Below are 26503 nucleotides of genomic sequence, written 5' to 3' on the forward strand. Positions count from 1 at the left end.
GGGCGGCCGCCCGGTCAGGGAGGGCAGGCCGGTCAGGGAGAGCAGTCCGGACGTCGCAGGAGGTCACCGGACGTCCGAGCCGGAGCGCTCGGCCGCGTGCAGCCGGCGCCGCAGGTGCGCCCGCTCGGGCTCGGTGCCGGCCAGGCCGATCGCCTCCCGGTAGGCCGCCGCGGCCTCGGGGAAGCGGCCGAGCCGGCACAGCAGATCCGCCCGGGCGGCCGGATACGGGTGGTGGCCCCGCAGCAGGGGCTCGCCGGCCAGGCCGTCGAGCAGCGCCAGACCCGCCGCCGGGCCGTCGCGCATCGCCACCGCCACCGCCCGGTTCAGCGCCACGACCGGGGACGGCGCCAGCGCCAGCAGCACGTCGTAGAGCGCCACGATCTGCGGCCAGTCGGTGCTCCCGACGTCGGCGGCCTCGTCGTGCAGCGCGGCGATCGCCGCCTGCACGCCGTACGGGCCGGGCGGGCCGCCGCGCAGCGCCGCGGGCACCAGGGCCAGGCCCTCGCCGATCATCTCCCGGTCCCAGCGGCTGCGGTCCTGGTCCTCCAGCAGCACCAGGGAGCCGTCCGGGCCGGTCCGGGCGGCGCGCCGCGCGTGGACCAGCAGCATCAGGGCGAGCAGCCCGGCGACCTCCCGCTCGGCGGGCAGCAGCCGGTGCAGGATCCGCGCCAGCCGCACGGCCTCCTCCGCCAGGTCCGGCCGCTGCAGATCCGCTCCGGAACTGGCCGCGTACCCCTCCGTGAAGACGGAGTACAGGACCTGGAGCACCCCCGGCAGGCGCCCGGGCAGCTCGTCGGCGCCGGGCACCCGGAACGGGATGCGGGCCTGGCGGATCTTCTTCTTGGCCCGCACGATCCGCTGGGCCATCGTCGCCTGCGGGACGAGGAAGGCCCGCGCGACCTCCGGCGTCGTCAGCCCCGCCAGGCAGCGCAGGGTCAGCGCCACCCGGTCGTCGGCGGCCAGGGCCAGGTGGGCGCAGGTGAAGAACAGCTGCAGCCGCTCGTCGGGCAGGGCGCCACCGGCCTCCGGAGGCGGGCCGGGCCCGGCCCGCTCCGCCTCCACCTGCATGAGGGCGAGCCGGGCGGCGTACGCCTGGTCCCGGCGCAGCCGGTCGACGGCCCTGCGCCGGGCCGTCGTCAGCAGCCAGGCGCCGGGCCTGTCCGGCACGCCCTCCACCGGCCAGTGCGCCAGCGCCGCCTCGATCGCCTCGGAGGCGACCTCCTCGGCCAGGTCGAGGTCGCGGAAACGGCTCACGAGGGAGGCGAGCAGCCGGCCGTACTCCTCGCGGAACACCGCCTCCACCGCCCCGCCCGCACCGGTTCCCCTGCGGTCCGGCATCGTCGCCCTCCTCGCCGGTCTCTCCGTCAGGCCCCGAAGTCGGCGACCGGCCGCACCACGACCGCCCCGCTGCCGCGCGCGCCGGGGCAGCGGGCCGCCCAGTCGAGCGCGGCGTCGAGGTCCGGCACGTCGATGACGTAGAAGCCGCCGAGGACCTCGCGCGTCTCGGCGAACGGCCCGTCCGTGACGCTCCGCTCGCCGTCCGGGCCGACCCGGACCGTGGTGGCGGTCACCAGGTCCGCCAGTGACTCGCCCGAGACGTAGATCCCGGCGTCCCGCACGGCCTTGTCGTAGGACATCCAGTCCTCGACGGTGCACTCCGCGGCGGCGCCGTTCCCGTCGATCGCACCGGCCTGGATGAGCAGCATGTACTTCATGGTCCGCCTCTTTCCGCGTCCTGTCGTGTCCCCGTACGGCGCTCGCCGTACGTCATGACGACGAACGGGACCCGGCCGGATCGACAGCACCCGTGGAGATTTCTTCCGGGAACGGACACGGTATCCGCACCGGCCTCGGCACGGCCTTCGGAGAGCGGCGCATGACCCGTCTGGTTCCGGCTGCTCCCGTCCGGTTCCGCCCGGTCCCTGCCGGGAACGGGCGGGAGGCGGCCGGGGGAGGGAGACTCAGACGGTGGCGGGCTCCAGCCGCTCCGCGCGGCGGGCGGCGTGCGCGGTGCGCAGGCTGTCCCAGGTGAAGACCGACAGCGCCAGCCAGACGATGGCGAACCCGATCCAGCGGCTGGCCGGCATCACCTCGTGGGCGATGAACACGCCGCAGAGGAACTGCAGCACCGGGGCGATGTACTGCAGCAGGCCGATCGTGGTGAGCGGGACGCGGATCGCGGCGGCGGAGAAGCAGAGCAGCGGGACCGCGGTGACCACGCCCGATCCGGCCAGCAGCAGCGCGTGCCCGGCTCCCGCGCCGCCGAAGGTGCCGGTGCCCTGGAAGGTCAGGTAGCCGATGTAGCCGAGCGCCGGGAGCAGCAGGACGAGCGTCTCGACGGCCATGCTCTCCGCCGGGCCGACCTGCGCGACCTTCTTGGCCAGGCCGTAGGTGCCGAAGCTGGCGGCCAGCACCAGCGCGATCCACGGCAGCCGGCCGTAGTCGACGGTGAGCACCACGACCGCCAGACCGCCGAGCCCGACCGCGGCCCACTGCAGCGGGCGCAGCCGCTCCTTGAGCAGCACGACGCCGAACAGCACGCTGACCAGGGGGTTGATGAAGTAGCCGAGTGCGCTCTCCACGACGTGCCCGGTGTTGACGGCGTAGATGTAGACACCCCAGTTGGCGGTGATGATCAGCGCGGCGAGGGTCAACAGGGCGAGCTTGCGCGGGGTGCGCAGGAGCTCGCGGACCCAGGACCAGTGCCGCCGGACGACGAGGATCGCGACGACGGTGACGAGCGACCACGCCATGCGGTGGGCCAGGATCTCCAGCGCGCTGGAGGGCTTCAGAAGCGGCCAGTACAGCGGGAACAGGCCCCACATGCTGTAGGCGGCGATGCCGTACAGGACTCCACGGCGTGATTCAGGCATGTCCTCTATTTTGACTACTTACGGGGTTTAATACAATTTAGTTGCGCTCTCTCGATCATTAAGCAGGGCTAACGGGAACACGGCGGCCGGGTACGCGGTTGAGCAGAGCGGACAAGGCCACGCAAGGCCGGAGAAGGAGGATCCGATGGGCTGGCTCTTCGGCAGGGACAAGACGTCCATGGTCTCCCCGCAGGACGCGCTCCCCGGGCGGGAGACGCGCATGCCGGTGCCCGGGCGGCACATGGTCCTCGACGCCCCCCTCGCCCCGCCGTACCCCGAGGGGACGCAGGTCGCCGAGTTCGGCCTGGGCTGCTTCTGGGGCGCCGAGCGGAAGTTCTGGCAGACCCCCGGCGTCGTGTCCACCGCGGTCGGCTACGCGGGCGGATACACCCCCAACCCGACCTACGAGGAGGTCTGCACCGGGCTGACCGGGCACGCCGAGGTCGTCCGGGTCGTCTTCGACCCCGCGAAGACCTCCTACGAGGAACTGCTGCGGGTCTTCTGGGAGAACCACGACCCCACCCAGGGCATGCGCCAGGGCAACGACATCGGCACGCAGTACCGCTCGGCGGTCTACTTCCACTCCCCGGAACAGGAGAAGGCCGCCCTGGCCTCCCGCGACGCCTACCAGAAGGTCCTCACCGAGGCCGGGCACGGCTCCATCACCACCGAGATCGCCCCGGCCGGTGAGCTGTACTTCGCCGAGGAGTACCACCAGCAGTACCTGTACAAGAACCCCGGCGGCTACTGCGGGATCGGCGGCACCAACGTCAAGCTGGGTGACCCGTCCCAGTGGTCCTGCCCGACGGGCCTGATGTCGGCGGATGAGTAGACGCGACTCCGGGCCGTAAGAGCTGATCTTCCTTCCGTCCGGTTCACCTGATCAAATGGACGACCTAGCGTTTTCCGGTCAGATGGGGGTCAGGTGCGGTTCCGTCGATCAATGGCCGTGGTCATCGCCCTGGTGAGCGGCTTGTGCGGGTGTTCGCAGCCTGACCCCCTGCCGGTCCCTGAGCCCGCCGGGCAGGTGTGGCCGGGGGCGTTCTTCGAGGTGCCGCAGGAGATCAAGGGCTTCGGTGACTTGACGCCCGTCGCCATGCTCGACGCTCGCGAGGTCCTGCTGCGGAGCCGTACGGCGATGCTGGCCTACGACCGCAGGAGCAGGCGGCATCGGATTCTGGCCGAGCCGCCTGCGGATGGGCTCTTCGGTGAGGTGCTGAGCGCCTTCGTCGGGGACCGCGAGGTCGTCTTGATGGAGGGAGACGCGGAGATCTCGGCCCTGTGGTCGATACCGCGGGCGGGCGGGCCCGCGAGGCTCCTCGCCGCGAGCATCCCCGAACCCGGGACGGTCGCAGGAATGGTCGCCGACGGTGGGAAGGTCGTGTGGTGGAAATACGACGGAACCAGCCGCGAGGTGCCGCTCTCCGGCGGTGAGCCCAGGGACAGCCACCACCAGGAACTCGACTACATCAGCCGGTGGCCGTGGGGGCATCGGGGCGAGGACGGCGTCGTCAATCTGGTCACCGGTGAGAAGCGTGACACGCAGGCGGTGGGTTACGGTCACGATGTCCGCTGCGGGCCTGAGTGGTGTGTCAGTGCGGGTGAGGATTCCAGGTACGAGAGCCAAGAAGTGGTGGTGCAGCGCCTGGACGGCTCGGATCGTCGGCGCGTCCCCGGGAAGATCATGCACGGCGGGCTCTTCGTCGGCGAGCGCTACGGGGTGTTCGACGCGCCGGAAGCCGCCCGCGACCAGTCGATGATCGACCCGGGGGGCATCTGGGGAGACGCGGTGGTCGTCTACGACCGCTGCACGGGGAAGACCGGGCTGCTTGACGCTCCAGAACCCTCAGAACCTTCGGAACCGGAGGTTCAGGACGCGCGGTCTCGTAGATATCCGAACGTGATCCGTAACGGAGGAGACTCTTCGGGAATCCTCATGTACTGGAAGGCTCCCGGCGATCGTTACACCGTGTTCGCGCTGCCGGATCCGTCCGTCGGGAAAGAGGCCGCATGTACTTGATCCGATTGATCGTGACGCGAAGGGCTCCCCTGTACCAGCCGTAGGTGACCGCAAGCTCTGGCGGCCACGGCGGTACCGACGTCAGGCCGGATGACCTCTCCGAGTCGCCCTGTCCGATGGGCTTGACGAGTTCGAAGCAGTGAGCACAGCAGGTGAGGAGACCTCCTCGTGCGGCCTCAGGGCTGTTCGGGGGTCTCGTTCGTTTTCGGGGCGACGAAGGATCCCATGCCGGGCGTGGTGACGATGAGGCGGTCCTCGCGAAGCTTGGCGGTCACCTTGCGGATGGTCACGCGGGCGACGCTGAACTCGGCTTCGAGCTTCACCTCGGAGATGAGGGACTGGGGCGGGTACTCACCCGATTCGATGCGCGCGCGTACGACCTCGTAGATCTGTACCCACTTGGGTCGCGTCGGGTCGTAGTCGATCATGCGAGCAACTGTAGGTAGCCGCGTACGGCTAGCCATAGAAGCTCTTAGCTATAGACAGGCATATATAGGTTCGGTAGCGTTTTACGTATGACGACGCTCGAGGAACTGGCACTCCGCTTCCCCGGTTGGGCGATCTGGCGCAGTCGGACCGACAGCGGGGCCGGCGACTGGTACGCGACGCGGCGGGCCTATCGGATCAGCCAGGCCGAGATCGACGCCGGTGTCTGCATGACGGTGACCGCCACGACCCTGGAAGCACTCGGCCGCGTCCTCACCGAGCAGGCCGATCGTCAGGCCACCGCAACGCCGTCGCGATGACGGTGCGAGATCCGGCACTGCTCGCCTGGCGCGGTGATGTCGCCGACCTTTCAGAGTCGAGCTGTCCGGGCATCGCCGTCCATCCCGGACGCGCGTTACCCAACCGCACCACGAAGGGTGGTGGGCAGCCAGTACCGGCCGCTGGGGGTGCGGATGTCCCGGGTCTCGAAGTCCCGGCAGATGCTGGCCAGTGATTCACCGGCCAGCACGCGGCGTGCGGCCTCGCGGATCACCTCGGCTTCGTCCTCGATGACGGTGATGCGGTCGGCGGCGTAGCCGTACGGGCGCATGCCGCCGCCGGAGACCTTGCCCGCCTCGGCGTTCTGTCGGCGTTGACGCTTTTGCCGTTCGGCCTTGTGCTCGGCCTCATGGCGGGCGGCTGCCCCCAGCATGCGCGCGATGAGACGGCCGGTCGGGGTGGCAAGGTCGATCTCCCCGGTGACCGTGGCAAGTTCGATGCCGCGCCGGTCGGCCAGGTCGATGACGTCTTCCAGCTCGCGTGGGGAGCGTGTCAGTCTGTCCACGTGCCAGCACACGATCGCGTCGATCGCGCCCGCTTCGATGTCGGCCAGCAGGCGTCGCCACGCAGGGCGGGGGCTGCCCGAGTAGGCGCTGACGTCGTTGTCGGAGTAGATGCCTGCGACCTGCCAGCCTCGGCGCTCGATCAGCGCGCGGCAGTCGTCTTCCTGGCGGGCCACGCCGAGTCCGGCGCCCGCGCGGTCCTGGCTGATACGGCAGTAGATCGCTGCTCGTGTCATGGGTCACATAGATACACCTTCGTTGGCACCGGGGTCGCGTGTCCGGTGGGCCTGACCTCCGGTGAGGCCTGACGGACATGCCTTCTCGTATGAGATCGTCTGCGATCGACGGCCTGCGGCGACCTGTCGGTCCGCCTGTCCATCGGTGATGCTGTGACGTGTGGAGTACGTAGCAAGAAGGCCGCGGCCGCCGCTGGACGGGCTGGTCGACGATCTCTACTACCTGGCGGGTGAGCCGCCGTACGCCCGGCTGACGCTGCCGCCGATGCCGGCGGCGTTGCTCATCGTCAACCTCGGGGCGCCGTTCCGCATCCGCGCCGGCACCGACATCGAGACGGCCGAGTACGCCGATGGCTGCGTGGTCACCACACCCACCCGCGCGTTGGAGTTCGGTTACCCGCCGGGGACCCGGTCGGTCGGGGTGCACTTCAAGCCGTGGGGGCTGGCGCCGTTCCTGCCGATGCCCGCGGCCGAGCTGTGCGACCGGCCGGTGACGGTGGAGCAGGCCTGGGGCCGGCCCGCCATCGCCGAGCTGCGGGACCGGCTGGCCACGGCGGACGGACCGCACGAGATGCTGACGCTGCTCGAGCAGGAGCTGATGCGACGGCTGTGCGAGACCGCCGGGCTGGGGCTGGTCCGCCATACGAGCAGCGTCATCGCGACGACCGGCGGGGCGGTGGCGATCGGCGACCTGAGCGTGGCAGCCGGTGTCAGCAGCACTCATCTGGCACAGCGGTTCAAGGAGCTCATCGGCGTCACGCCGAAGCGGCTGGCCCGCACCTACCGCTTCGCCGCCACCGTGTTCGCGATCGACCCCGCCGGACCGGTCGACTGGGGCGGCCTCGCCGGTGGCGCAGGTTACTTCGACCAGGCCCACTTCGGCCACGAGTTCCGGGCGTTCACCGGGCTCACGCCGACCCGGTACGTCGAAGTCCGGCGGCGGTTCCTGCGTGAACATCCCGGCCACGCGCTGGACGGCTGGCCGCTGCCGGCCGATTGATTTCTTACAAGAGCGACGGCTCGCGACACGCTAATTTGGGGCACCCCGAAGCAGAGGAGAGCCCCGTGGGCAAGGTGGTCATGTACGGCTCGGTGTCGGTGGACGGCTTCGTCGCGGACGAGGATGACCAGCCCGGACCGCTGTTCGACTGGTTGTCCAGCGGTGACGTCCCGCTGGACGAGAGCGGCGAGGTGAAGGTGTCGCAGACGTCCTACGACTACACCCGGGCGTACTGGGACCAGATCGGAGTCACGATCGTCGGCCGCCACGTCTTCGACCTGACGGACGGCTGGGACGGGAAACCTCCGAGCGGGATCGACCACGTGGTCGTCGTGACGCACCGGCCGATGCCCGAGGGCTGGGACCCCGAGGCGCCGTTCCACTTCGTCGACGGCGTCGAGGCGGCCGTGGCCAAGGCGCAGGAGCTCGCGGGCGACCGCACGGTCGAGGTCGCCGCCGGCGACGTCGGCGGCCAGATACTGGCCGCGGGACTCGTCGACGAGGTGCGCATGGACGTCGTACCCGTCGTGTTCGGGTCCGGCAAGCGCTACTTCGGGCCGGTCGACGCGCAGCACCTGCTGGAGGACCCTGATGTGGTGATCCAGGGCAACCGGGTGCTCCACCTGCGCTATCGGGTGCACCGGTGACCGATCGGAGCGGGATCGTCGCTCGTGTCAGGGGTCACCTGGACGCACCTTCGGCGGTACCAGCGTCAAGCCGGGTGACCCGGTTGCGTCCACGGACGTGGTGTGAGAGAGCGTTTGGTTGGTAGCTGTTCGCCTAGTACGTCCCTCGCCAGGTTGGGGTGTTTTCATCGGTGATGCGCTTGCCGATGTTGTCGATCATCGCGATGTGGATCACGGCTTCGGAGCTGGTGGGCAGGGTCTCGTAGTCGCGGGCGAGGCGGCGGTGGAGCATGAGCCAGCCGAAGGTGCGCCCGATAACCCAGCGGCGTGGGAGGACATGGGAACCGCGGGTGTCGGGGGCGCGGTGGACCGGTCGGGCGGCGGTTGAGCCGGGCTTGGCGCCAGGCGGCGAGGGTGGGCGCGATCAGCGCCCATCGGGCGTCGGAGATGTCGGAAGGGTAAGAGCGTCGGGGGTTCATGCTCGACCCTTACGCCGCTTGGAGTTCACTGCGGCGCGCCCGCCGGAATCCGGCGTGTCCGGGACGGGTCTGCGCCAGACGGACTCCGGAGTCGATCGTCTTGCGAAACGGGCTTCGTCCGAGCAGAGCCCGGGCCCCCAAGCCGGTAGATCCTGCGCATCTGAGACTAATCGCCTGAAAGGCAATTGGACTCAAAAGGTATCCGAACATACCTGAATGCCCTCCCAGAAAGGCCCGTATCTACCGTCACCGGGACCAGCAGGTCCTCCCAGCCGACCAGATGAGACCACAACGGGCTTTGAGGTCCCATGCCACTTTGGCTTCGATACCCCACACATCACAGCAAAGCGCACACGAAACACCACAGTCCGTCAATCACAAGAAGTCGGTAGCAGAAAGCGTGGGAATCCCTCGACTGGTGCCAACCACGATGAGCCATCGGTGCCAACCGGCTTGGTCCGAGGAACCTCGCCCGTCAGGTCGCCACGCTCCGCCGGTTCCAACTAGCGTGATCCGGCTCACCGGGGTGAGGCGGGAGATCCCTCCACGGTGTGATCCGGATGATCGACGGTCTCCCTAGACTGGCCGGATGGCTTCTCCCCCCGCCCAGCGGGCGCGGCTGCGGCCCGTCGCCCGGCTGGGCCGCGCGCTCACCGCGGCCGTGTGGACCGGCAGGGCCGGCCCGCCGCACCCCCGCCCCCGGTGGCTGGCCCCCCGCGTGCCGGGGTTTCTGAGTCTGCTGCCGTTCCGCACGATCGACCTGGTCCTCGTCGCGGATCTCGTGCTGGCCTTCATCCTGTTCCGCGCCGTGCAGGCGCTCATGAGGGACGAGTCGCTGTATATGGCGGCGCCTCTGGACGAGGGAGAGATCGCGTTCATCGCCGTGACCTCCTCGCTGCCGCTGGCGCTGCGCGACCGCTGGCCGCTGACGGCCTGGCGGCTCGCGGTGGTGCTGATTCCCTGGGGGATCGCCACCCGCGGCCAGGACCTGGAGGCGGCCTTCTCCGCCGACGCCGTGATCATGTACCTGCTGGTGGTCTACGCGGTCGCGGTCCGCTGCGAGCGGCACGTCATCATCGGCGTGTGGATGATCTCGGCTGCCGCCCTGTGGATCCTCGGCATCCAATCCGGCCCCAACCTGCCCGGCGTGACGCTCATCGGCATCGCCATGGTGACCGTCACCGTCCTGTTCGGCTACAACGTCCAGGCCAGGAGGACGGCCGCCAGGCGGCTGGCCGAGGAGGAACGGCGCAGCGAGCAGGCATTGGCCGGGCAGGCCGTGCTGGAGGAGCGGGCCAGGATCGCCCGGGAGCTGCACGACGTGGTGGCGCACCACATGTCGGTGATCGCCATCCAGGCGGAGGCCGTGCCGCTGAAGGCGCGGGGGGACGCGCGGCTGCTGGAGGAGGGGCTCGGCGAGATCCGCGCGCTCTCGCTGGCCGCCATGACCGAGATGCGCCGCGTGCTGGGCGTGCTGCGCGACGGGGACGGGCGTACGGACACCGCGCCGCAGCCGGGTCTGGGCCGCCTGGACGAACTCGCCGCCACCGCGCGCTCCGCCGGGCTCGCCGTGGAGCTCAAGCTGAGCGGCGACCTGCTCGAACTGCCCACCGCGGTTAATCTGTCCGCCTACCGGATCGTGCAGGAGTCGCTCAGCAACGCCATGCGGCACGCGCCCGGCTCGGCCGTGACGGTGAAGATCTCCCGATCCGGCGACGAGCTGAACATCCACGTGGCGGACGACGGCGGGGACCGCGCCGCCGCGGAGGCGGCGAAGGCGGGGCGCGAGAAGCACACGGGACACGGCCTGATCGGGATGCGGGAACGGGCCGCCATGCTCGGCGGGAGCGTGCGGGCGGGGCCGGTGGGAAAGGGCTTCGCGGTCACCGCGATACTTCCGATCGCTGAGGAAGCATGACGATCAGGGTGCTCATCGCCGACGACCAGGGCATGGTCAGAACCGGTTTCACCGTGTTCCTGGACGCCCAGCCCGACATCGAGGTCGTGGGCGAGGCGGTGAACGGACGGGAGGCGGTCGAGCGCATCGCCGAGCTGCGGCCGGACGTGGTCCTGATGGACGTGCGCATGCCGGTCATGGACGGGCTGGCCGCGACCCGGGAGATCCTCTCCGCCGGCCCGCGCGGGGAGTCCGGGGAGCGGACCGGTTCCGGCGAGGACGACGGGCACCCGCCGAAGATCCTGATCCTGACCACCTTCGACCTCGACGACTACGTCTACGAGGCGCTGCGGGCCGGGGCCAGCGGGTTCCTGCTCAAGGACGCCTCCGCGCAGCAGCTGGCCGAGGCCGTACGGGTGGTCGCCGCCGGGGAGGCGCTGCTGGCGCCCTCGGTGACCAGGCGGCTCATCGCGGAGTTCGCCCGCGTCGGGCCGCAGCGCCCGCGCGTCCGCCTGGACGGCATCACCGGACGCGAGACCGAGGTGCTCGTCCTCATCGCCAAGGGCCGCTCCAACCAGGAGATCGCCGAGGAGCTCGTGCTCTCGGAGCAGACGGTCAAGACCCACATCGGCCGGATCCTGGCCAAGCTGGACCTGCGCGACCGGGCCCAGGCGATCGTGTACGCCTACGAGTCCGGGCTGGTCCGCCCCGGCGAGTGAGGTCCCCCGGGGACCGTCCCACGCCCCGCTCCCCGGGATGGCGCCGCCTCCCTCCCTCCGGGGGGTGACGTGAAGGTGAGCACCGCGGTGTGACGCGAGTTACCGATCTTGATTCGTAGCGTCCTGTCTCGTTCCCCCGAACCGGACAGGAGGCCCCCGTGCTCCGCTCCTCGCTCGCCGTCGCCACCGCCGCGGCGCTCACCTACCTGGTCGTCCCCTCGCCGCAGGGTGACCGGATCATCCGGGTCTACGGCGATCTCAGTACGGCGGAGCACGTGGCCGTCATCGTCCCCGGCGCCGACACCACGTCCGCCACCTTCGACGGCGGGCGGGCCAAGCCGTACAGCACCCCCGGAGGCGGGGCGCGGGCGGTGCTCGCCCAGGCGCGGGAACTGGATCCGGCAGCCCGGCTGGCCGTGGTCGCCTGGCTCGGGTACGACAGCCCGACGACCGTCAGCCTGGGGTCCGCCACCGGCTGGGCCGCGGAGAAGGGCGCCCCGGCGCTGCGGCGCTACGTGAACGAGACGCTCCGCGGCAAGCGGGTCAGCCTGCTGTGCCACAGCTACGGGTCGGTGGTGTGCGCCAAGGCCGCGCCGGGGATCCGGGCGGACAACCTGGCCGTGTTCGGCAGCCCCGGGCTCGGCGTCTCCTCGGCGGCCGAGCTGGGCGGGGTCCCGCTCTGGGCGGGCAGCGGCACGGAGGACTGGGCGCGCAGCATCCCCAAGATCAAGGTCGGCCCGCTGGGCTTCGGCCGCGATCCCGCCGAGCCCGGCTACGGTTCCCGGGTGTTCGCGGCCGGCGCCGCCGGGCACAGCGATTACCTCGCTCCCGGCGGCGAGTCCCTGCGCAACCTCACCCTGATCGCCCTCGGGCGGACCGCCGAGGTGTCCCATGCGTGACCCGGCCGGGCTCCGTACGGCGGCGCGGGTCGAGGCGATGACGCCGCCGGGGCGGGACCGGGGGGTGGACGCGCTGCGGGCGCTGGCGATCGCCGGGGTGGTGCTGGGGCACTGGCTCGTCACGGCGTGGGTGCCCGGGCCCCGGGGGACGGTCGCCGTCTCCAGCCCGCTCGCGTTCATGCCGGAGCTCGCGCCGCTGTCGTGGGTGCTGCAGACGCTGGCGGTGTTCTTCTTCGTGGGCGGGTACGCCGCGGCACGGGGCCTGCGGACTGCGGACGGTCGGGCGCGGGCGGAGAGAGCGGGTCCGGCCCGGGCGAGAACGGACGGTCCGGCGCGGGCGGCGGGTCCGGCGTGGGTGCGGGCCAGGATGGGGCGGCTGCTGCGGCCGGTGGGCCCGCTCCTGCTGGTCTGGGCGGGGATCGCGGCGGGGCTGGCGCTGCACGGCGCGCCGTACGCGACGGTCAGGGCGCTGGCGCTCCCGGCGCTCGGGCCGATCTGGTTCCTGGCGGTCTTCGCGGCGCTCACCGCCGCCACTCCCCTGCTGCTGAAGCTGCGGCCGGGCGTCACCGCCGCCTCGGCGGCCGCGGTGGTGCTCGCGGTGGACGCGGTCAGGTTCGGCCTGGGCGGGCCGGCCTGGCTGGGGTGGGTGAACCTCGCGGCCGGGTGGCTGGTGCCGTACATGCTGGGGGTGGCCTGGGCGGGCGGCGGACTCGCCTCCCGGCGGACGGCGGTGGCGCTGCTGGCCGGAGGGGCGGCCGGGGCGGCGGTCCTGGTGGCCGGGTTCGGCTATCCCGCGAGCATGGTGGGCGTGCCGGGGGCGGGGGTCTCGAACCTCAGCCCGCCCACGCTCGCCGCCGTCGCCTTCGGGCTCGCCCAGGTGGGGCTGGCGCTGCTGGCGCACGGGCCGCTGGAGCGGCTGATGCGCCGGCCCCGGCTCTGGGCCGCGGTGGCGCTGCTCAACCTGTCCGCTATGACGATCTTCCTCTGGCACCTGACAGTGGCTGCCGTGACCGCCCTGGCCGCACTCCGCTTCGGCGCCGTCCCGGGACTGCTCACCCCGCCCGCCCACCTCTCCTGGCTGCCGGAGCGCCTGGGCTGGCTGCCGGTGTTCGGAGGGCTGCTCGCCCTGGCGGGGGCAGCGGCGAAGCGGTTGAATGACAGAGTGTCACGATCAGCCTGACACGGCCCTCGCATGTTTATGACACTGTGCCATGAAAGGCCCCTGCGACATGGAGCGATCATGACCCAGACGTCGTTCTCCGAAGTTCTGGGAGGGTGATTCGCGAGTTGACGCCCCTTTCGCCGTGAGGTTGGCAGAGGGGGGCTGGTCAGGGAAGTCGTCGCCGGGCTACGGGCGCGGCTGAGCGAACAAGCCCGGCTCGGTCTCGACGGGGATGCCGCGGCCGACCAGGCGCTTGAGCGTGGAACGGATGTCCTCGGTGTGCGTGGACGCCGGCGTTCCATGAACGGGTGGCGGCTCTGGCGCCCGCCCTGCGCGACCGCGTGGAGCAGATCGACGGCTGGGAGGCGGTGCACCGGTCGACCGTCCGGGTGGACCGGTTGCCCCGCTGGCATCGGCCAGGACGGCTGCGCATCGGTGACGCCGCCCGTGCCATGTCGCCCGCGGGCGGTGTGGGTATCGACCTGGCCGTGCAGGACGCGGTGGCCACCGCGTCCTGCTGGGCCCGGTTCTCGCCCGGGGCGGCATCCCCGAGGAAGCCGATCTGGCCCGGGTGCGGTCGCGCAGGGAGCACGCCGCGAGGGTGACCCAGGCATTCCGGCTCGGGATCCTGCGGGACCTCTATCCCAAGGAGCCGGACGACGATACGACGCGGCACGTGCCGCCGATCTTCACGGCGTTCCAGGCGCCGCCGCCGCCGCGTCACCCCATGGGCCGCTTCATCGGCATGGGGGTCAGGCCGGATCGATGGAGAACCGGTCCAGCGGCCGGACGCCGCCGACCCGAGCGGTGGCGGGGGCGGCGAGCCACCGGGGGAGTCGCCGTAGGTAGCTCTGCACGAGCTCGGAGGCCATATGCGTGCGCATCGCGTCGTCGTCGGCGTACTCCTCCAGGAAAACGTAGCGTCCCGGCCGGTCGGGGTCCTGCAGTACCTCGTAGCTCAGCACGCCCTTCTCGGAGCGGGCGGCGTCCACCAGGGCGCGAGCGTGGTCGGTGAACGCCTCGAGAGCCTCCTCCCTGATCTGGAACGTGGCGCGCAGCAGCAAGGTGTCATCGGTCATCTGGTCTCCTCCAGTCCTTTCCAACCGTTGGGTTGGGAGTATTCATCCGCTTGAACAGGGATGTCAACCAGACGGTTGAGATAAGAGTGGTATGCTGCCCGCATGCCCTACGACCCGCAGCGCACCCGGCAGGCCATCCTCGACGCCGCCGTGGAGGAGTTCTCCGCCCACGGGTTGGCCGGTGCCCGCGTCGGCCGCATCGCCGCCCGCGCGAAAGTCAACAAGGAGCGCCTGTACGGGAACTTCGGCAGCAAGGAGGAGCTGTTCGACATCGTGCTCGCACGGGAGTTGGCCCGCCTGGCCGAGGCGCTGCCGCTCACCGACGACCAGGCCGCAGACCTGCCCGCATACGCACTGGCCGTGCACGACTACCACCGGGACCACCCGCACTTCATCCGGCTGGTGCACTGGGAGGGGCTCGAACGCGGCTCGGCCGTCGCGGCCGGTCATCCGGAGCGCGCGGCCCACTACCGCAGCCGCGTCGAAGCCCTCGCCCGGGCGCAGGGACGCGGTGACCTGCCCGCCGGCGTCGCCCCCGCCCAGCTGCTGTACGGGATCTTCGCCATGGCCGTGTGGTGGGCGGCGGTGCCGCAGCTGACGATGATGATCACAGGTAACGCCGATGAGGGTGAGCGTCGGCGGGCTCTCGCGGCCATGGCCGCCAGGCTCGCTCAGCGCGAGGAACGGTCCGGTCGGCCCGGCTGAGCCGATCACCCATCACGTGCCGACGGCGCCGACGACGTGGCCGCCGGGGCTGAGGCCGCTCACCGTGCCCGACTCGGATCCCGCCCGCCCCGCCGCGGCCCCGGGCACAGGGCGGCCGCGATCACGCGGCCGCCCGCGGCGCCACCCCCGGCATCGACGGTGCCGGGGGTGGCGTGTCCCGGTGGACTCCGCTCCCGCCGGCGGGGATCCCTCCCGCGGATCCGCCTACGGTGCCGCAAGGGCGTACGGCGGGGCGGGTTGCGGGCCCGTGCCTTCGCGGGCGGCGATCCAGGAGTCGTGGAGCCACATCTGCGTGCCCCGGCGTCCCCGGCCGGAGTCCCACGCGATGTCCCGCTCGTAGGTCAAGACGGTGCCGCCGGGGCCGACGACGACCCAGCTGTAGAGGCCGGTGTCGTGGCGCGTCTTCACCTTCACGCCGGAGATCTCGGCGACGGTGCCGTCGGCCGGGGTCACGGTCTCGTCGTGCCGGTCGACCCATTGGACGCTGAGCCCGGCAGCGTGATCAGGCGCCACCCGCCGCAGGAAACGGAAGGCGGTCTCCTCGGCGCTCCGGCGGTCGGGGAGCGGCCCGTCGTCGCCGTGCCAGAGGCGGGTGAATCCGAGGATCGTGCCGTCGGTGTCGAGGACGAGGCTGGCATGGGGCCCGCCGAGGCGGTAGCCGTCGGGCTGGTGGCGGATCACGGTGACCCGGCGGTCGTCGTGCCGCTCCTCGCGTACGCCGACGATCTCCCAGGCCGGGGGGATGTGCAGGCCGGTGCCGCTCAGCGCGTCGGCCGTGAGGCGCCGGGCGTCCTCCACGCCGGCCGTCGCGGGTCCGGGGGAGTGCGGCGTGGCGCCGGCCCCGGCCTTCGTGAGGCCGGCGTCGGTCCGGCCGGATGCGGGAGGGGTCTCGTCACCGACGGTCACCGCGGAGGCCGTTCCGGCGGTGGCGAGGACTGCGATGGCGATTCCGGACAGGGTGGCGGGGTTCAGGCGGGGCATGGGTTCGCTCCTCACACGGTGGTCTGGACGACGGGGAAGGCGGGTGGGCGTTGCGGAGAGGCGGGGTGCGGACGGTCAGCGGCGCCGCCCGCCGCTGTGCGCCGCGAAGACGATGACGCCCGCGCCCAGGTAGAGGCCGGCTACGACGCCGAGCGCACCCGCGAAGCCGTACGGCAGTGCGGTGGCGTAGGCGCCCAGCCCCGCGCCGAGGAAGAGGACGAATCCGTTGACGGCCATCCCCGTGCCCCGGGCGGGATGCGCGGTCTCACCCCAGATGGTGATCATCGTGGGGACCACGATGGCCACCCCGGCGACGAAGACGGAGCAGGCGATGGTGAGGCCGATGAGGGAGCCGTCCGACAGGGCCTCGGCGACCAGGCCCGCCGCTGCGAGGGCGAAGCCGGCGAGCGCCGTACGCGGCACGCCGAGGCGTGCGGCCAGCGGCCCGGCGAGCAACGAGCAGAACATCGCCGGCAGGGCGGCGGCGCGTACGAGCATGACTTCGGCGGGGGTGAAGCCGGCGAGGGCCAGATGGGGGCCCAGCAGGCTGTACATCCCGACGAAGCCGCCCAGTACGACCAGGTGCCCCAGGGAGAGGAGCAGGGAGCGGGGCCGGACGGCGAACCGGATCAGTCCGGCGTATCGGGCCGCAAGAGGCTGGCGGGGCCTGCTCACGTCGGGTTCCCGGATGATGGTGGAGGCCGCGCCGGTGAGCGCGGCCAGCAGGACGCCGCCGCTCAGGAAGGTCCAGCGCCATCCGCCCGCGGCGGTGACGGCGGCGGCGGCCAGTTGCCCGATGATCCCGGCGCTGAGGAAGGCGACCGAGATCGCTCCGATCGCGGTGGCGCGCGGTCGCGGGGGCAGGGCCTCACCGAGGAACGCCAGGGCCGTCGGTGCGAATGCGGCGGCCGCGGCGCCCTGTACGGCCCGCAGCCCGGCCAGGGCGCCCGTCGAAGGCGCGAAGCCCACCGCCAGCGTCGCGACCGTGAGCGCCGCGAGCCCGATGACCAGGACCCGGCGACGGCCGAAGTGATCCGACAGCGGTCCGTAGACCAGGAATCCCACCGCGTAGGACAACGAGTACCCCGAGGCCAGCGCGGCCGTCACTCCGGTGGGCCCGAGGTCGTCGGCCACCGGCTGCCGCAGGGGGATCGATACGTACATCTGCATGAGGACGAGCAGTGCGGTGGTGACGAGCAGGGGGACGACGGCCGCCCCGGTGGTGGACCGGACGGGCGCCGGCGTGCGTGAAGCGTTCACAAGCGCGGGCATGGACTCACTTTCCAACTCCAACGATGGCGTTGTAATTGACGCTAGTGCATCGCCCGGCAAACTTCAACGCTGGCGTTGGATATGCTGGCCGACATGGCCTGGAACACCGACGAGACCAGACGCAGACTCAAGGAGGCCGCAGTCGCCGAGTTCGCCGCCCGCGGCCTCGACGGCACCACGATGGAGCGCATCGCCCGCCGGGCGGGGATCAACAAGGAGCGGCTGTACACCTACTTCGGCGACAAGTCGCAGCTGTTCGCCACGGTGCTCGCGGACGAACTGAACAAGGTCGCCGCGGCCGTTCCGCTGGACGATCTGGACGGACCCGAGGCCGTCGCCGCCTACGCCGCCGCGGTGTACGACTACCATTCCGAGCACCCCGAGCTGACCCGGCTGCTGTTGTGGGAGGGCCTGCACGACCTTCCCGAGGTGCCCGACGAGGAGTCCCGCACCGACTACTACCGCACGAAGGTCGCCGCCTTCGCCCGGGCGCAGCGGGCCGGCCTGATCGGCGACGAGATCCCGGCGGCCGACCTCGCCTTCCTCGTCCTCGCCCTCGCGGGCTGGTGGTACGCGGTTCCGCAGATGGCCCGCATGATGCACGCCGACGATCGGGCGGCTCCGGACACGGCCAGGGCGGCCCTCATGCGAGCCGCCGCGAAACTGAGCGCCAAGCAGGCGTAGGCCCGAGCCCGTGCGGCGGGCCGGATCGCCGGCACCGGACCGGCACGAGGGCGCCGACACGGCCTGCGCGGCCACCGCTCGCTCTCCGGCCGGCCAGGTGATCCTGCCTGGCCGCCGGCGGGGTCATCCGCGGACCGCTGAGCCCTCCAGCCTCTGCCCCACCCGCTCGATCTCGGCCCGGCGATGCTGGGAGCCGTACAGGGCGAGCGCGTCCCGCCAGGCGGCCCTCGCCTCCGCGGTGTTTCCGAGGGCCTGGTGCGCGTCACCCAGGGCCACCAGCGTGTCAGCGGCCTGGAAGGCGTTGCCGGTGCCCTCGCGCAGTTCGAGGCAGCGCCCGTAGTACTCCAGCGCGCGCTCGTAGTCGCCCTGGCGGAAGGCGAGCATGCCGAGGCTGTCGAGCGTGGCGGCCTCGCTGCCGCGGTCGTGGTGGCGGCGGAAGAGCGCGAGGGCCTGCTCGCAGGCGGCGCGCGCCTCCTCGTGCTCGCCGAGCTGCAGGCGGATCCAGCCCACGGCGCTGAGGGCGTTGGCCTCCCAGATGGGGTCGCCCACCTCGCGCTGGAGCCGTAGCGCGGCCTGCGCGTGGCCGAGCCCGCGCCGCGGCCGTCCGTGGACGCTCCACATCCACCCCATCGTGTGGTGCACCTGGGCCAGCCTGGACCGGTCCCGCATCTTCTCGAACAGCTCCAGCGCCCGGTCGAGGTGGTGGACCGCCTCGTCGATCCGGGCGGCCGCCGCGTAGGCGTAGCCCGTGTGCCAGTGGACGACCGCGGTGGTGTGCGGGTCGTCCAGCCGGTCCGCGGCCGCCAGCGCGATCTTCCATGAGCCGAGCCGTTCTCTGGTGTAGGAGCGGCGCAGCAGGAAGGTGTTCATGCCCCAGGCGAGCTGCCAGCCCTCCACGTCCATGCCCAGGGCGGGGGTCAGGAGCTGCGCTGCCAGCAGGCACGGCAGCTCGGTCTCGAACCAGGCCAGTGCGGCGGCCGCGTCCTCGAAGACCGGGGCGCCCTCCTGCGGGGGCGCGCCCGCGACGGCGGGGCGGTGCGGGAAGAGCGCGCGGTCCGCGGCGCAGGCCATGGCCGTGTAGGCCGTGAGCAGACGCGCCAGGGCCTGCTTCCGCGTTTCCGCCGGCAGGTCGGTCCCGGCCCGTTCGGCGGCGTAGAGCCGGACGAGGTCGTGCATCCGGTAGCGGCCCGGGGAGGGCTGCCTGACCAGGTTGGCGGTCTCGAGCATGGAGATCAGGGCACGGGTCTCGGCGGCTGGGAGGCCGATCAGGACGGCCGCCGCGGGCAGGCCGATGTCAGGGCCGGGAGCCGTCCCCAGCAGGAGGAAGAGCCGGGCGGCCCGTGCGTCCAACGCCGCGTACGAGGAGGCGAACACGGCGCGCAGGCCGGCGCCCCGATCACCGGTCTCCAGCGCGTCGAGCCTGGTGGCCGGGTCGCGCAGCTCCTGCGCGAGAACGGCCAGGGGGAAGCCGGGGTGCGCGGTGGCGCGGGCGGCCAGCACTCCCAGCGCCAGGGGCAGGCCGCCGCTGTGCTCCAGCAGGACGGCGACGGAGGCGGGGTCCGCGGCCATCGTCTCCGGGCCGAAGTGGCGGGAGAGCATCCGGCGGGCCTCCTCGTCGGAGAAGGGGCCGACCTCCAGCAGCCGGGCGGAGTGGGTGGCGTTCAGGCTCACCAGCCGGTTGCGGCTGGTGACCAGCACGGCGCAGCCCGGCCTTCCGGGGATGAGCGGGGTCACCTGGGCGCTGTCCGCGGCGTTGTCCAGGACGACGAGCACCCGGCGGCCGGCCAGGACGGACCGGTACAGCGCGGCCTGCGCCTCCTGTTCCAGGGGGATCGCCGCAGGCGGCACGCCCAGGGCTTCCAGGAAACGGCGCAGCACGGTGCTCGGCGGCACCGGCTCCCCGGCGTCGTCGAAACCGCGGAGGTTCGCATACAGCTGTCCGTCCGGATAGCCGTCGCGGTGGGCGTGCGCCCAGTGGAGCGCCAGCCAGGTCTTGCCGATGCCGCCGGGCCCGCTGATCACGGCGACGCCGACGTTGTCCGAGCCGGAGGCCGCCAACCGGTCGAGTTCCCGCAGTTCGCGGCTTCTGGCCGTGAACGACGCGGGCGGAGCGGGAAGCTGGCCGGGCACGGGCAGGCACGCCCCGGCCGCCGGCGCGGGCGGCCCGTCCCGCCGCGGCGCCGACGCGCGGCTCGCGTCCGGCCGCCGCGGGGGCGCGTCGGATCGGAGGATCCGCTGCTGCAGGCGCCGGAGCTCGTCCGTGGGCTCCAGCCCCAGTTCCTCGACCATCCGGTCGCGGAACCGGCGGTACACCTCCAGCGCCTCGCTGCGCCGCCCGCTCCTGTACAGCGCCTGCATGAGCTGCCCGTGGAGGCGCTCCCTGAGCGGGGCCTCGCCGGCCGGTGCGCGCGCCTCCGTGACGACATCGGTGTCCCTGCCCAGTGCCAGCAGCACGGACAGCCGCTCCTCCAGCGCGTCGAGCCGCAGCCCGTCCAGCCACTCGGCCTGCGCCTCGGCGAACGAGCCGTTGATCCCGCCGAGCGGGGCGCCCCGCCACCAGCTCAGCGCCTCGTCGTAGTGCCCGAGCGCCGCCTCGGACCGGCCCGCGGCCGCGGCTTCACGGGCCAGTGCCACCTGGGACTGGAAGCAGGCGAGGTCGAGCCTGCCGGAGGCCAGCCGCAGCACGTAGCCCGGCCGCTGGGTGACGATGGCGTCGGCGCCCACCGCGGCGCAGGTACGGCGCAGCTCGGAGATCAGTGTCCTGACCCTGGAGGCCGAGCCGCCGGGCGACGGCCGTTCCCAGACCGCCTCCGCCAGCCGCTGCGTCGAGACCACCCGGTCGGCGTTCAGCAGCAGCGCCGCGAGGAGGGCCCCCTGCCTGCCGGAGAAGACGATCCGCTCGCCCCCCGCCTCCAGCTGGACGGGCCCGAGGAGACGGAAGATCATCGCCGGCGCGCCGCCGTCCCCACGTTCCATCAGCGGCCCCCCGACCACTCCCGTCCTCCGGTACCACCCGGGCGCATCGGCGGACGGTCACTCCGCCGGCCCCGTCCGGCGGCGGCACCGTGCCGGTCGTCGCCCGCCCGGTGCAGCCCGATGAGGACACCGTACGTGATGTGATCAACCGTTTGGCGGAGATCGATCCGGTCTGCCCGTCCTCGGGTGGAGATCGTCGGATCTCCACCGTCCGCCCGGGTCCGGCGGGCGTGTGGACGGTCATCCCGTCGTCCGGGAGGACCTGCGGAGGAGCGGCGGGTCCGCGGGCCGGGACCGGGGGCCGGTGCGGAAACCGGGCGGAAACCGGGCACCTGGTCCATAGGCTCGGACCGCGATCGCGTGGACGGAGTCGTCGGAGCGAGCGCGGCGACGCCTGCCGCCGCCCCTCGATTCCGGACGAGACCCCATACCTCGAAAGGACTGGCGTATGAAGACTGCAATGAGGCGTGCCTCCCTGGGGATGTCGGCCGTCGTCGCCGCCGCGGCCATGGCCGTCACCTTCGCTCCGGCGGCCTCTGCGGAGGTGATCGTCAGGTGGTTCCCGTACACCACCGCGGGCGCGAAGGCGTGCAACAGCGCCGCCAACGCCGCGGGCCCGGAGTACTACTGCACCACGATCAAGGTCGGCTCCACGAAGATGTACGCCCTCGCCCGGCCGTAGGGGGCGTCCTGGCGGTTCCGGCGGCCTTCCCGGACCGGGACCGGGATCCGGTCCGGGGGTGCCGGGGCGCCGGACGGCTCCGGCCGGGCCTGAGGCGCGGGCCGTGGACCGGGAGCCGGTCCCGGCCGGGAGTGTGTCCGCGTTCCCCGCCGGGATCCGCGCCGGCGCCGACGGTGTCGACGGTGCCGGAGCGCCTAGCAGACGCCCGGCAGCTTGCCGACCTTGGCGGTGAGTCTGCCGCTGATCCTGTAGCCGTGCTCGGGCGCCTCGTGAGGGTCCGACCGCCTGCGCGCGCTGAGCAGGAAGTCCTTCGGGATCTCGGTCACGGCCACCGGGGACAGGGCCGGCAGCGAGAGAGCGTCGTGCTGATCATGAGGGTTGGATGCCGGTGGGAGCGGCTCGGTTCCCGTTCCCCGGCGAGAGCGCCCGCGGCGGTCCCTCTCTGCAGGTTCGACAAGTAGCATTGCCGGTATGGCAAACGACGACGCGGCGGTTCTGACCTCGGTGGGCCCGCGGCTGCGCGCGCTGCGCAAGGAGCGCGGCAGCACCCTGAGCCAGCTCGCGAAGTCCACCGGCATATCGGTCAGCACCCTGTCCCGCCTCGAGTCCGGCGAGCGCAGACCGACCCTGGAGCTGCTGCTGCCGCTCGCCCGCGCCTACCAGGTGCCGCTCGACGAGCTCGTCGGCGCGCCGCCGGTCGGTGATCCGCGGGTACGGCTGAAGCCGATCAAGCGTGACTACGCGACGATCGTGCCGCTGACCCAGCACCCCGGCGGCCTGCAGGCGTTCAAGATGATCATCGGGGCCGACCGCTGCGATCCCGAGCCGCGCACGCACGAGGGCTACGAGTGGCTGTACGTGCTCAGCGGGAGGCTGCGGCTGGTGCTCGCCGACCACGACATCGTGCTCAAGGCCGGGGAGGCGGCGGAGTTCGACACCCGGCTGCCGCACTGGTTCGGCAGCACCGGCGAGGCGCCGGTGGAGGTCCTCAGCCTGTTCGGGACGCAGGGCGAACGCATGCACGTCCGGGCGAGACCGCGGGGCGCGTAGTCCCGTGGCGCCGCTCAGCGCGGCCCGTCGAGGAAGGCCGCGATGGCGCGGGCCGTCCGGTGGGGGTTGTCCAGCATGAGGTTGTGCCCGGCGTCGGGGATGGGCACGAGCCGTACGCCGCCGGCCGTCAGCGCCTCGCCGTCCCGGACGTCCCCGTCGCGTTCGGGATGGAGGAACGCGCGCGGGATCGCCAGGCGCAGCAGGTGCTCGCGCACGGTGGGGACGGTGCCCCGGGCGAGGTGGACCGCGCTGCGGTGCAGCGCGACCCGCCCGGCCAGCCGCATGGTGGACCACCAGTGCGGGCCGACCCGGTCGCGGACCTCGTGCCGGCCGTACTCCAGGAACTCGGCCTCGGTGTAGGCGCTCAGTCCGCTGCTGCCCGGTCGGTGGGGGTGGGGTTCGACGGGGTCGAGGTTGGCGTCCAGCAGGACGAGCGCGGCCACGAGCTCCGGATGGCGTACGGCGAGCACGACGGCCACCGCGCCGCCCATGCTGTGCGCGATCACTTCGGCCCTCCGCACGCCCGCCGCGGTGAGGGCGGTGGCCAGGACGTCCGCGTGGTCCTCCAGGGTGTAGCCGAAGTCCTCAGGGCGGTCGCTCAGCCCGAAGCCGAGCATGTCGATCATGAGTGAGCGGCGGCCGGCGAGGGCCGGGTGGGTGGCGATGCCGAGGTAGTAAGGGGCGGACATGGCGCCCAGGCCGTGGATGTAGACCCGGGCGGGGGAGGAGCCGGGCAGTTCGGTCCAGCGGATGCGGGAGCCGTCGGGAAGGACGATGGCGTCGTGCATGGCGTGACTGTACATCGAGCGCGAGGTACATCGCATCCGATATACGTCGATGGCGATATATGCTGGCGGGCATGCTGGAGCTGGCGATCCTGGGATTCCTCGCGGACAGGCCGCTGCACGGTTACGATCTGCGGCGCCGGGTCGCGGCGCTGATGGGCCACGTGCGGCCGGTCGCCGACGGGACGCTGTACCCGGCGATCAAGCGCATGGAGGCGGCGGGGCGGGTCGTCCGGCGGGAGGAGCCGGGGCTGGCCGCGGCGCCCCGGCGGGTGCTGCACCTCACCGAGGAGGGCAGGGGCGAGCTTCACCGGCGGCTACGCGAGCCCGACGAGCTGGACATCAGCGACGAGAACCGGTGGTTCGTGCTGCTGGCGTTCCTCCGGCACCTGGCGGAGCCGCGCGCCCAGGCCGAGGTGCTGCGCCGGCGGCTGGACTTCCTCCAGCGGCCCAGCAGCTTCTTCTACGAGGGCGACCGGCCGTTGGCCGCCGAGGAGTTCGACGACCCGTTCCGGCGCGGGCTGCTGACGATCGCGCGGGCGACGAGCGAGGCGGAACTGGCGTGGCTCCGCCGTACGCTCGACGCGCTCTGAGGCGCCGGACCCGCCGGCCGCCCGGGTCCGCGCCGCGCCCGCGGAATCCTCCGTGTGCTCATCCGAGCACCTTGTCCAGGAAGGAGTGCAGGTTGGCCCGGACGCGGGCGACCTTCTCCTCCAGGGTGAGGGTCTCGTCGACGACCCCCGCCCCCGGGGCCTCCTTCTTCCTGCGGGTGTAGAGGGAGCAGGCGAGGTCGGCGCAGAGGTACTGCCCGACCGAGTTGCCCTGGCGGCCGGCCTCGCCGGTCCGGCGCGCGGTCATCAGCGCCACGCCGCCGCTGGTGTGCGTGGTCAGGCACAGCGAGCACATGCTGCGCGAGGTGAAGCCGCGCGACCCGCCGGAGGTCACCCGGAGCGCGACCCCGACGAGAGGGCCGCCGCGTTCGGCGACCAGGTAGGCACGCTCGGGCGCACCGGGATCCCGCCAGCCGAGGAAGTCGAGGTCGTCCCAGGGCTGGTCGGCGAACCCCCTGGGCAGGTCGAGGCGGGTGGCCTCTCCCTTCGAGCAGTTGACGAAGGAGGTGCGGACGTCCCGTTCGGTGAGTGGTCTCATGGGCGGTGAGGCTAGTTTCCTTAAAGGTATTAAGCAAATGATTAAATGGTGTAACCGAGTGGGGAAGGGTGACGCATGGCACGTGCGGGGATGACCGCGGAGCGCCTGACGCGGGCGGCGGCGGACCTGGCCGACGAGATCGGCTTCGCGAACGTGACGGTCTCGGCGCTCGCGCGCCTGTTCGGCGTCAAGCCCGCCGCCCTGTACGCGCACGTCAAGGACCTGCGGGACCTGCGGGCCAGGGTGGCGTCGCTGGCGCTGACCGAGCTCGCCGACCGGGCCGCCTCGGCCCTGGCCGGACGGGCGGGCAAGGACGCGCTGGTGGCCTTCGCCAACGCCTACCGGGCCTACGCCAAGGAGCACCCCGGCCGGTACGCCGCCGCGCAACTGGAGCTCGACTCGGAGGCGATCGACGTCAGCGCGGGCGTCCGGCACGCGGAGATGACGCGGGCGATCCTGCGCGGGTACGACCTGGCGGAGCCGGACCAGACGGACGCGGTGCGGATGCTGCACAGCACGTTCCACGGGTACGTGAGCCTGGAGACGGCGGGCGGGTTCCGCCGCCACCCGCGCGAGGCGGACGCCTCCTGGTCCAGGACCCTGGACGCCCTCGACGCCGTCCTGCGGAACTGGCCGCCCGCCTGAGACCCGGCGCGGCGGGGCGCGGCCCTCAGGTGATGCGGATCGGGAGCGTGCGCGGCCCGCGGACCTGGCCCGTGGACCACGTGACCGCCGCGGGGTCGTCGAGGGTGAAGTCCGGGATCCGCTCCAGCCAGACCTCCAGGGCGACCCGCAGCTCCATGCGCGCCAGGTGGGAACCCAGGCAGCGGTGGATGCCGAGGCCGAACGCCGCGTGCCGGTTGACCTCGCGGTCGATGACGACCTCGCCGGCCCGGTCGAACTGCGCGGGGTCGCGGTTGGCCGCGGGGAACGAGAGCAGGACCCAGTCGTCGGCCTTCATGTCGACGCCGCGCCAGTGCATGTCCTCCTTCACCAGCCGCGCCATCGTGACCGGGGCGTAGGCGCGCAGGAACTCCTCCATGGCGGTCGTCAGCAGCGCCGGCTCGGCGACCAGGCGCTCGCGGTCGGCCGGGGTCTTGGCCAGGTGCCACAGCGACGCGCCGATCGCGCTCCAGGTGGTGTCGATGCCCGCGATGAGCAGCAGCGCCATCGTGCCGGCCACGTGGTCGGGCTGGAGCTTGCGCCCGTACAGCTCGGCGTCGATGAGGTAGGTCGTCAGGTCGTCGCGCGGGGCGTCGACGTGGGCGCGGATCTGCTCGAGCAGGTAGTCGAAGAGCTCCGACAGCCGGGCGACGCGCTCCTCGGGCGGCAGGTTGACGCCTTCGAGCGTGCTCTCGACGAAGGCGCGGAACCGCGGCCCGTCCTCGGGCGGGAAGCCGAGCATGTCGGCGATGACCCGCACCGGGATGTGCTGGGCGTAGTCGCGGGCGGCGTCGACGACCTCCCGTCCCTCCATCGCGTCGACGAGCGTGTGGCAGAACTCCCGCGTCGCCTGCTCGTATCTGGCGACCGCGGTCTTGGTGAACGCCGGCAGCAGCAGCTTGCGGGCGTCGTGGTGGAAGGGCGGGTCGGACGAGATCGGCGGGGCGTCGCCCACCGGCGCGATCTCGCGGGGCGGCCGGAAGTTCCGCACGACGATCGAGCGGGAGGAGAAGCGCTCGGTGTCGTAGGCGATGGCGGCGACGTCCTCGTAGCGCGTGGGCAGCCAGGCGCCGCCGAACCGCTCGGTGCGCGCGATCGGGCAGCGCCGCCGCAGGTCGTCCTGGATGGGGTAGGGGTCGGCGGCCCACTCGGGCTCGGTGTGGGAGAAGTCGGTCGCCCAGTCCGAGACCGGGCCGGTGACGATCTCGTTGAGCGTGCCGAGCGGCAGGTCGCGGTTCTCCCGGAAGTCCCGGGCGAAGCGGTCGTCGACGGTCATC

Annotated in this window: 29 protein-coding genes and 1 pseudogene; 16 read left to right on the forward strand and 14 right to left on the reverse strand. The window is 72.3% G+C overall.

From position 1 onward, the window contains the following. Nucleotides 1-63 precede the first annotated feature (63 nt). From ABD823_RS08850 to rarD, 3 genes are all read right to left on the reverse strand, one after another. Nucleotides 64-1338 (reverse strand): RNA polymerase sigma factor, encoded by a 1275-nt coding sequence (locus ABD823_RS08850; protein WP_344857695.1) that lies wholly within the window; start codon nucleotides 1336-1338, stop codon nucleotides 64-66. Nucleotides 1339-1364: 26 nt separating this feature from the next. After that, nucleotides 1365-1715 carry a YciI family protein gene (locus ABD823_RS08855; RefSeq protein WP_344857697.1) on the reverse strand — a complete coding sequence of 117 codons (351 nt, stop codon included), beginning with the start codon at nucleotides 1713-1715 and terminating at the stop codon, nucleotides 1365-1367. Nucleotides 1716-1961: 246 nt separating this feature from the next. Further along, entirely contained in the window at nucleotides 1962-2873 is a 912-nt protein-coding gene (rarD, locus tag ABD823_RS08860; protein ID WP_344857699.1) for an EamA family transporter RarD, read from the reverse strand. A 145-nt stretch (nucleotides 2874-3018) separates the two neighbouring features. On the opposite strand from rarD, the gene msrA reads away from it, so the two are divergent. Continuing rightward, nucleotides 3019-3705: a peptide-methionine (S)-S-oxide reductase MsrA gene (gene msrA / locus ABD823_RS08865; protein WP_344857701.1), complete on the forward strand. Its 687-nt coding sequence runs from the start codon at nucleotides 3019-3021 to the stop codon at nucleotides 3703-3705. A gap of 111 nt (nucleotides 3706-3816) precedes the next feature. Continuing rightward, a complete protein-coding gene (locus tag ABD823_RS08870; protein ID WP_344857703.1) occupies nucleotides 3817-4893 on the forward strand; it encodes a hypothetical protein in 1077 nt (358 codons plus the stop codon). A gap of 176 nt (nucleotides 4894-5069) precedes the next feature. Here the strand turns inward: ABD823_RS08870 and ABD823_RS08875 are convergent, their stop codons facing one another. Next, a complete protein-coding gene (locus ABD823_RS08875; RefSeq protein ID WP_196466412.1) occupies nucleotides 5070-5321 on the reverse strand; it encodes a GntR family transcriptional regulator in 252 nt (83 codons plus the stop codon). A gap of 87 nt (nucleotides 5322-5408) precedes the next feature. Between ABD823_RS08875 and ABD823_RS08880 the strand changes: the two genes are divergently transcribed. Next, nucleotides 5409-5639: a hypothetical protein gene (locus tag ABD823_RS08880; RefSeq protein ID WP_344857708.1), complete on the forward strand. Its 231-nt coding sequence runs from the start codon at nucleotides 5409-5411 to the stop codon at nucleotides 5637-5639. A gap of 95 nt (nucleotides 5640-5734) precedes the next feature. On the opposite strand, the gene ABD823_RS08885 is transcribed toward ABD823_RS08880, so the two are convergent. Further along, nucleotides 5735-6397 carry a recombinase family protein gene (locus ABD823_RS08885; RefSeq protein WP_344857710.1) on the reverse strand — a complete coding sequence of 221 codons (663 nt, stop codon included), beginning with the start codon at nucleotides 6395-6397 and terminating at the stop codon, nucleotides 5735-5737. Between the two features lie 160 nt (nucleotides 6398-6557). Between ABD823_RS08885 and ABD823_RS08890 the strand changes: the two genes are divergently transcribed. Further along, nucleotides 6558-7397, forward strand: coding sequence for a helix-turn-helix domain-containing protein (locus ABD823_RS08890; RefSeq protein ID WP_344857712.1), 840 nt, complete (start codon nucleotides 6558-6560; stop codon nucleotides 7395-7397). 65 nt (nucleotides 7398-7462) lie between these two features. Beyond that, nucleotides 7463-8044, forward strand: coding sequence for a dihydrofolate reductase family protein (locus tag ABD823_RS08895; RefSeq protein WP_344857714.1), 582 nt, complete (start codon nucleotides 7463-7465; stop codon nucleotides 8042-8044). A gap of 133 nt (nucleotides 8045-8177) precedes the next feature. Here ABD823_RS08895 and ABD823_RS08900 read toward each other — a convergent pair. Next, nucleotides 8178-8393, reverse strand: a pseudogene (locus ABD823_RS08900) (transposase); the annotation flags it as partial. Between the two features lie 698 nt (nucleotides 8394-9091). Between ABD823_RS08900 and ABD823_RS08905 the strand changes: the two are divergent. The 5 genes from ABD823_RS08905 to ABD823_RS08925 all read left to right on the forward strand — a co-directional run bounded on the left by ABD823_RS08905 (nucleotide 9092) and on the right by ABD823_RS08925 (nucleotide 13784). Then, the gene (locus ABD823_RS08905; protein WP_344857716.1) at nucleotides 9092-10420 is read left to right on the forward strand and encodes a sensor histidine kinase; all 1329 of its coding nucleotides are present in this window, start codon (nucleotides 9092-9094) and stop codon (nucleotides 10418-10420) included. Beyond that, nucleotides 10417-11118 carry a response regulator gene (locus tag ABD823_RS08910; protein ID WP_344857718.1) on the forward strand — a complete coding sequence of 234 codons (702 nt, stop codon included), beginning with the start codon at nucleotides 10417-10419 and terminating at the stop codon, nucleotides 11116-11118. The genes ABD823_RS08905 and ABD823_RS08910 overlap by 4 nt, the downstream gene beginning before the upstream one ends. 158 nt (nucleotides 11119-11276) lie before the next feature. Continuing rightward, nucleotides 11277-12017, forward strand: a complete 741-nt coding sequence (locus ABD823_RS08915) for an alpha/beta hydrolase (protein ID WP_344857720.1) — start codon at nucleotides 11277-11279, stop codon at nucleotides 12015-12017. Further along, complete coding sequence (locus tag ABD823_RS08920; protein WP_344857722.1) at nucleotides 12010-13197, forward strand: acyltransferase family protein; 1188 nt, start codon at nucleotides 12010-12012, stop codon at nucleotides 13195-13197. The genes ABD823_RS08915 and ABD823_RS08920 overlap by 8 nt, the downstream gene beginning before the upstream one ends. A 290-nt stretch (nucleotides 13198-13487) precedes the next feature. Continuing rightward, complete coding sequence (locus ABD823_RS08925; RefSeq protein ID WP_344857724.1) at nucleotides 13488-13784, forward strand: FAD-dependent monooxygenase; 297 nt, start codon at nucleotides 13488-13490, stop codon at nucleotides 13782-13784. Between the two features lie 147 nt (nucleotides 13785-13931). On the opposite strand, the gene ABD823_RS08930 is transcribed toward ABD823_RS08925, so the two are convergent. Continuing rightward, entirely contained in the window at nucleotides 13932-14258 is a 327-nt protein-coding gene (locus ABD823_RS08930) for a putative quinol monooxygenase (RefSeq protein WP_344857726.1), read from the reverse strand. A 102-nt stretch (nucleotides 14259-14360) separates the two neighbouring features. On the opposite strand from ABD823_RS08930, the gene ABD823_RS08935 reads away from it, so the two are divergent. Further along, on the forward strand, nucleotides 14361-14963 hold the full coding sequence (locus tag ABD823_RS08935; protein ID WP_344857728.1) for a TetR family transcriptional regulator: 603 nt from the start codon (nucleotides 14361-14363) through the stop codon (nucleotides 14961-14963). Between the two features lie 225 nt (nucleotides 14964-15188). On the opposite strand, the gene ABD823_RS08940 is transcribed toward ABD823_RS08935, so the two are convergent. Together ABD823_RS08940 and ABD823_RS08945 are read right to left on the reverse strand one after the other, a co-directional pair. Next, entirely contained in the window at nucleotides 15189-15965 is a 777-nt protein-coding gene (locus ABD823_RS08940; protein ID WP_344857730.1) for a hypothetical protein, read from the reverse strand. 75 nt (nucleotides 15966-16040) lie between these two features. Then, nucleotides 16041-17225, reverse strand: a complete 1185-nt coding sequence (locus ABD823_RS08945) for an MFS transporter (RefSeq protein ID WP_344857732.1) — start codon at nucleotides 17223-17225, stop codon at nucleotides 16041-16043. A 105-nt stretch (nucleotides 17226-17330) separates the two neighbouring features. On the opposite strand from ABD823_RS08945, the gene ABD823_RS08950 reads away from it, so the two are divergent. Next, on the forward strand, nucleotides 17331-17921 hold the full coding sequence (locus ABD823_RS08950; RefSeq protein WP_344857734.1) for a TetR/AcrR family transcriptional regulator: 591 nt from the start codon (nucleotides 17331-17333) through the stop codon (nucleotides 17919-17921). 123 nt (nucleotides 17922-18044) lie between these two features. Here the strand turns inward: ABD823_RS08950 and ABD823_RS08955 are convergent, their stop codons facing one another. Next, the gene (locus ABD823_RS08955) at nucleotides 18045-20897 is read right to left on the reverse strand and encodes an AfsR/SARP family transcriptional regulator (RefSeq protein ID WP_344857736.1); all 2853 of its coding nucleotides are present in this window, start codon (nucleotides 20895-20897) and stop codon (nucleotides 18045-18047) included. 448 nt (nucleotides 20898-21345) lie between these two features. Between ABD823_RS08955 and ABD823_RS08960 the strand changes: the two genes are divergently transcribed. Beyond that, complete coding sequence (locus tag ABD823_RS08960; RefSeq protein WP_344857738.1) at nucleotides 21346-21579, forward strand: hypothetical protein; 234 nt, start codon at nucleotides 21346-21348, stop codon at nucleotides 21577-21579. Nucleotides 21580-21773: 194 nt separating this feature from the next. Here the strand turns inward: ABD823_RS08960 and ABD823_RS08965 are convergent, their stop codons facing one another. After that, the gene (locus ABD823_RS08965; protein WP_344857740.1) at nucleotides 21774-21905 is read right to left on the reverse strand and encodes a hypothetical protein; all 132 of its coding nucleotides are present in this window, start codon (nucleotides 21903-21905) and stop codon (nucleotides 21774-21776) included. A 145-nt stretch (nucleotides 21906-22050) separates the two neighbouring features. Here ABD823_RS08965 and ABD823_RS08970 point away from each other — a divergent pair, with 145 nt between their 5' ends. Then, nucleotides 22051-22629: a helix-turn-helix domain-containing protein gene (locus ABD823_RS08970; protein ID WP_344857742.1), complete on the forward strand. Its 579-nt coding sequence runs from the start codon at nucleotides 22051-22053 to the stop codon at nucleotides 22627-22629. A gap of 14 nt (nucleotides 22630-22643) precedes the next feature. On the opposite strand, the gene ABD823_RS08975 is transcribed toward ABD823_RS08970, so the two are convergent. Next, complete coding sequence (locus tag ABD823_RS08975) at nucleotides 22644-23417, reverse strand: alpha/beta fold hydrolase (RefSeq protein ID WP_344857744.1); 774 nt, start codon at nucleotides 23415-23417, stop codon at nucleotides 22644-22646. Nucleotides 23418-23488: 71 nt separating this feature from the next. Here ABD823_RS08975 and ABD823_RS08980 point away from each other — a divergent pair, with 71 nt between their 5' ends. Next, nucleotides 23489-24007 (forward strand): PadR family transcriptional regulator, encoded by a 519-nt coding sequence (locus ABD823_RS08980; protein WP_344857746.1) that lies wholly within the window; start codon nucleotides 23489-23491, stop codon nucleotides 24005-24007. A 58-nt stretch (nucleotides 24008-24065) separates the two neighbouring features. Here the strand turns inward: ABD823_RS08980 and ABD823_RS08985 are convergent, their stop codons facing one another. Beyond that, the gene (locus tag ABD823_RS08985; protein WP_344857748.1) at nucleotides 24066-24563 is read right to left on the reverse strand and encodes an FBP domain-containing protein; all 498 of its coding nucleotides are present in this window, start codon (nucleotides 24561-24563) and stop codon (nucleotides 24066-24068) included. 75 nt (nucleotides 24564-24638) lie between these two features. Between ABD823_RS08985 and ABD823_RS08990 the strand changes: the two genes are divergently transcribed. Further along, nucleotides 24639-25208: a TetR/AcrR family transcriptional regulator gene (locus ABD823_RS08990; RefSeq protein ID WP_344857750.1), complete on the forward strand. Its 570-nt coding sequence runs from the start codon at nucleotides 24639-24641 to the stop codon at nucleotides 25206-25208. Between the two features lie 25 nt (nucleotides 25209-25233). Here the strand turns inward: ABD823_RS08990 and ABD823_RS08995 are convergent, their stop codons facing one another. Continuing rightward, complete coding sequence (locus tag ABD823_RS08995) at nucleotides 25234-26502, reverse strand: cytochrome P450 (RefSeq protein WP_344857752.1); 1269 nt, start codon at nucleotides 26500-26502, stop codon at nucleotides 25234-25236. Between the last annotated feature and the right edge of the window lies 1 nt (nucleotide 26503).

Origin of the sequence: Planomonospora alba, assembly GCF_039534085.1 — a bacterium.
GTDB classification, from domain to species: Bacteria; Actinomycetota; Actinomycetes; order Streptosporangiales; family Streptosporangiaceae; genus Planomonospora_B; species Planomonospora_B alba.

Excerpts from the sequence above, each read along its gene's own strand:
- ABD823_RS08955 (WP_344857736.1), bottom strand. The coding sequence starts at position 20,897 with ATGGAACGTGGGGACGGCGGCGCGCCGGCGATGATCTTCCGTCTCCTC.
- ABD823_RS08875 (WP_196466412.1), bottom strand. The coding sequence starts at position 5,321 with ATGATCGACTACGACCCGACGCGACCCAAGTGGGTACAGATCTACGAG.
- ABD823_RS08850 (WP_344857695.1), bottom strand. The coding sequence starts at position 1,338 with ATGCCGGACCGCAGGGGAACCGGTGCGGGCGGGGCGGTGGAGGCGGTG.
- ABD823_RS08855 (WP_344857697.1), bottom strand. The coding sequence starts at position 1,715 with ATGAAGTACATGCTGCTCATCCAGGCCGGTGCGATCGACGGGAACGGC.
- ABD823_RS08970 (WP_344857742.1), top strand. The coding sequence starts at position 22,051 with ATGGCAAACGACGACGCGGCGGTTCTGACCTCGGTGGGCCCGCGGCTG.
- ABD823_RS08985 (WP_344857748.1), bottom strand. The coding sequence starts at position 24,563 with ATGAGACCACTCACCGAACGGGACGTCCGCACCTCCTTCGTCAACTGC.
- ABD823_RS08990 (WP_344857750.1), top strand. The coding sequence starts at position 24,639 with ATGGCACGTGCGGGGATGACCGCGGAGCGCCTGACGCGGGCGGCGGCG.
- msrA (WP_344857701.1), top strand. The coding sequence starts at position 3,019 with ATGGGCTGGCTCTTCGGCAGGGACAAGACGTCCATGGTCTCCCCGCAG.
- ABD823_RS08940 (WP_344857730.1), bottom strand. The coding sequence starts at position 15,965 with ATGCCCCGCCTGAACCCCGCCACCCTGTCCGGAATCGCCATCGCAGTC.
- ABD823_RS08960 (WP_344857738.1), top strand. The coding sequence starts at position 21,346 with ATGAAGACTGCAATGAGGCGTGCCTCCCTGGGGATGTCGGCCGTCGTC.
- ABD823_RS08885 (WP_344857710.1), bottom strand. The coding sequence starts at position 6,397 with ATGACACGAGCAGCGATCTACTGCCGTATCAGCCAGGACCGCGCGGGC.
- ABD823_RS08910 (WP_344857718.1), top strand. The coding sequence starts at position 10,417 with ATGACGATCAGGGTGCTCATCGCCGACGACCAGGGCATGGTCAGAACC.
- ABD823_RS08995 (WP_344857752.1), bottom strand. The coding sequence starts at position 26,502 with ATGACCGTCGACGACCGCTTCGCCCGGGACTTCCGGGAGAACCGCGAC.
- ABD823_RS08870 (WP_344857703.1), top strand. The coding sequence starts at position 3,817 with ATGGCCGTGGTCATCGCCCTGGTGAGCGGCTTGTGCGGGTGTTCGCAG.
- rarD (WP_344857699.1), bottom strand. The coding sequence starts at position 2,873 with ATGCCTGAATCACGCCGTGGAGTCCTGTACGGCATCGCCGCCTACAGC.
- ABD823_RS08975 (WP_344857744.1), bottom strand. The coding sequence starts at position 23,417 with ATGCACGACGCCATCGTCCTTCCCGACGGCTCCCGCATCCGCTGGACC.
- ABD823_RS08980 (WP_344857746.1), top strand. The coding sequence starts at position 23,489 with ATGCTGGAGCTGGCGATCCTGGGATTCCTCGCGGACAGGCCGCTGCAC.
- ABD823_RS08935 (WP_344857728.1), top strand. The coding sequence starts at position 14,361 with ATGCCCTACGACCCGCAGCGCACCCGGCAGGCCATCCTCGACGCCGCC.
- ABD823_RS08930 (WP_344857726.1), bottom strand. The coding sequence starts at position 14,258 with ATGACCGATGACACCTTGCTGCTGCGCGCCACGTTCCAGATCAGGGAG.
- ABD823_RS08880 (WP_344857708.1), top strand. The coding sequence starts at position 5,409 with ATGACGACGCTCGAGGAACTGGCACTCCGCTTCCCCGGTTGGGCGATC.
- ABD823_RS08950 (WP_344857734.1), top strand. The coding sequence starts at position 17,331 with ATGGCCTGGAACACCGACGAGACCAGACGCAGACTCAAGGAGGCCGCA.
- ABD823_RS08920 (WP_344857722.1), top strand. The coding sequence starts at position 12,010 with ATGCGTGACCCGGCCGGGCTCCGTACGGCGGCGCGGGTCGAGGCGATG.
- ABD823_RS08905 (WP_344857716.1), top strand. The coding sequence starts at position 9,092 with ATGGCTTCTCCCCCCGCCCAGCGGGCGCGGCTGCGGCCCGTCGCCCGG.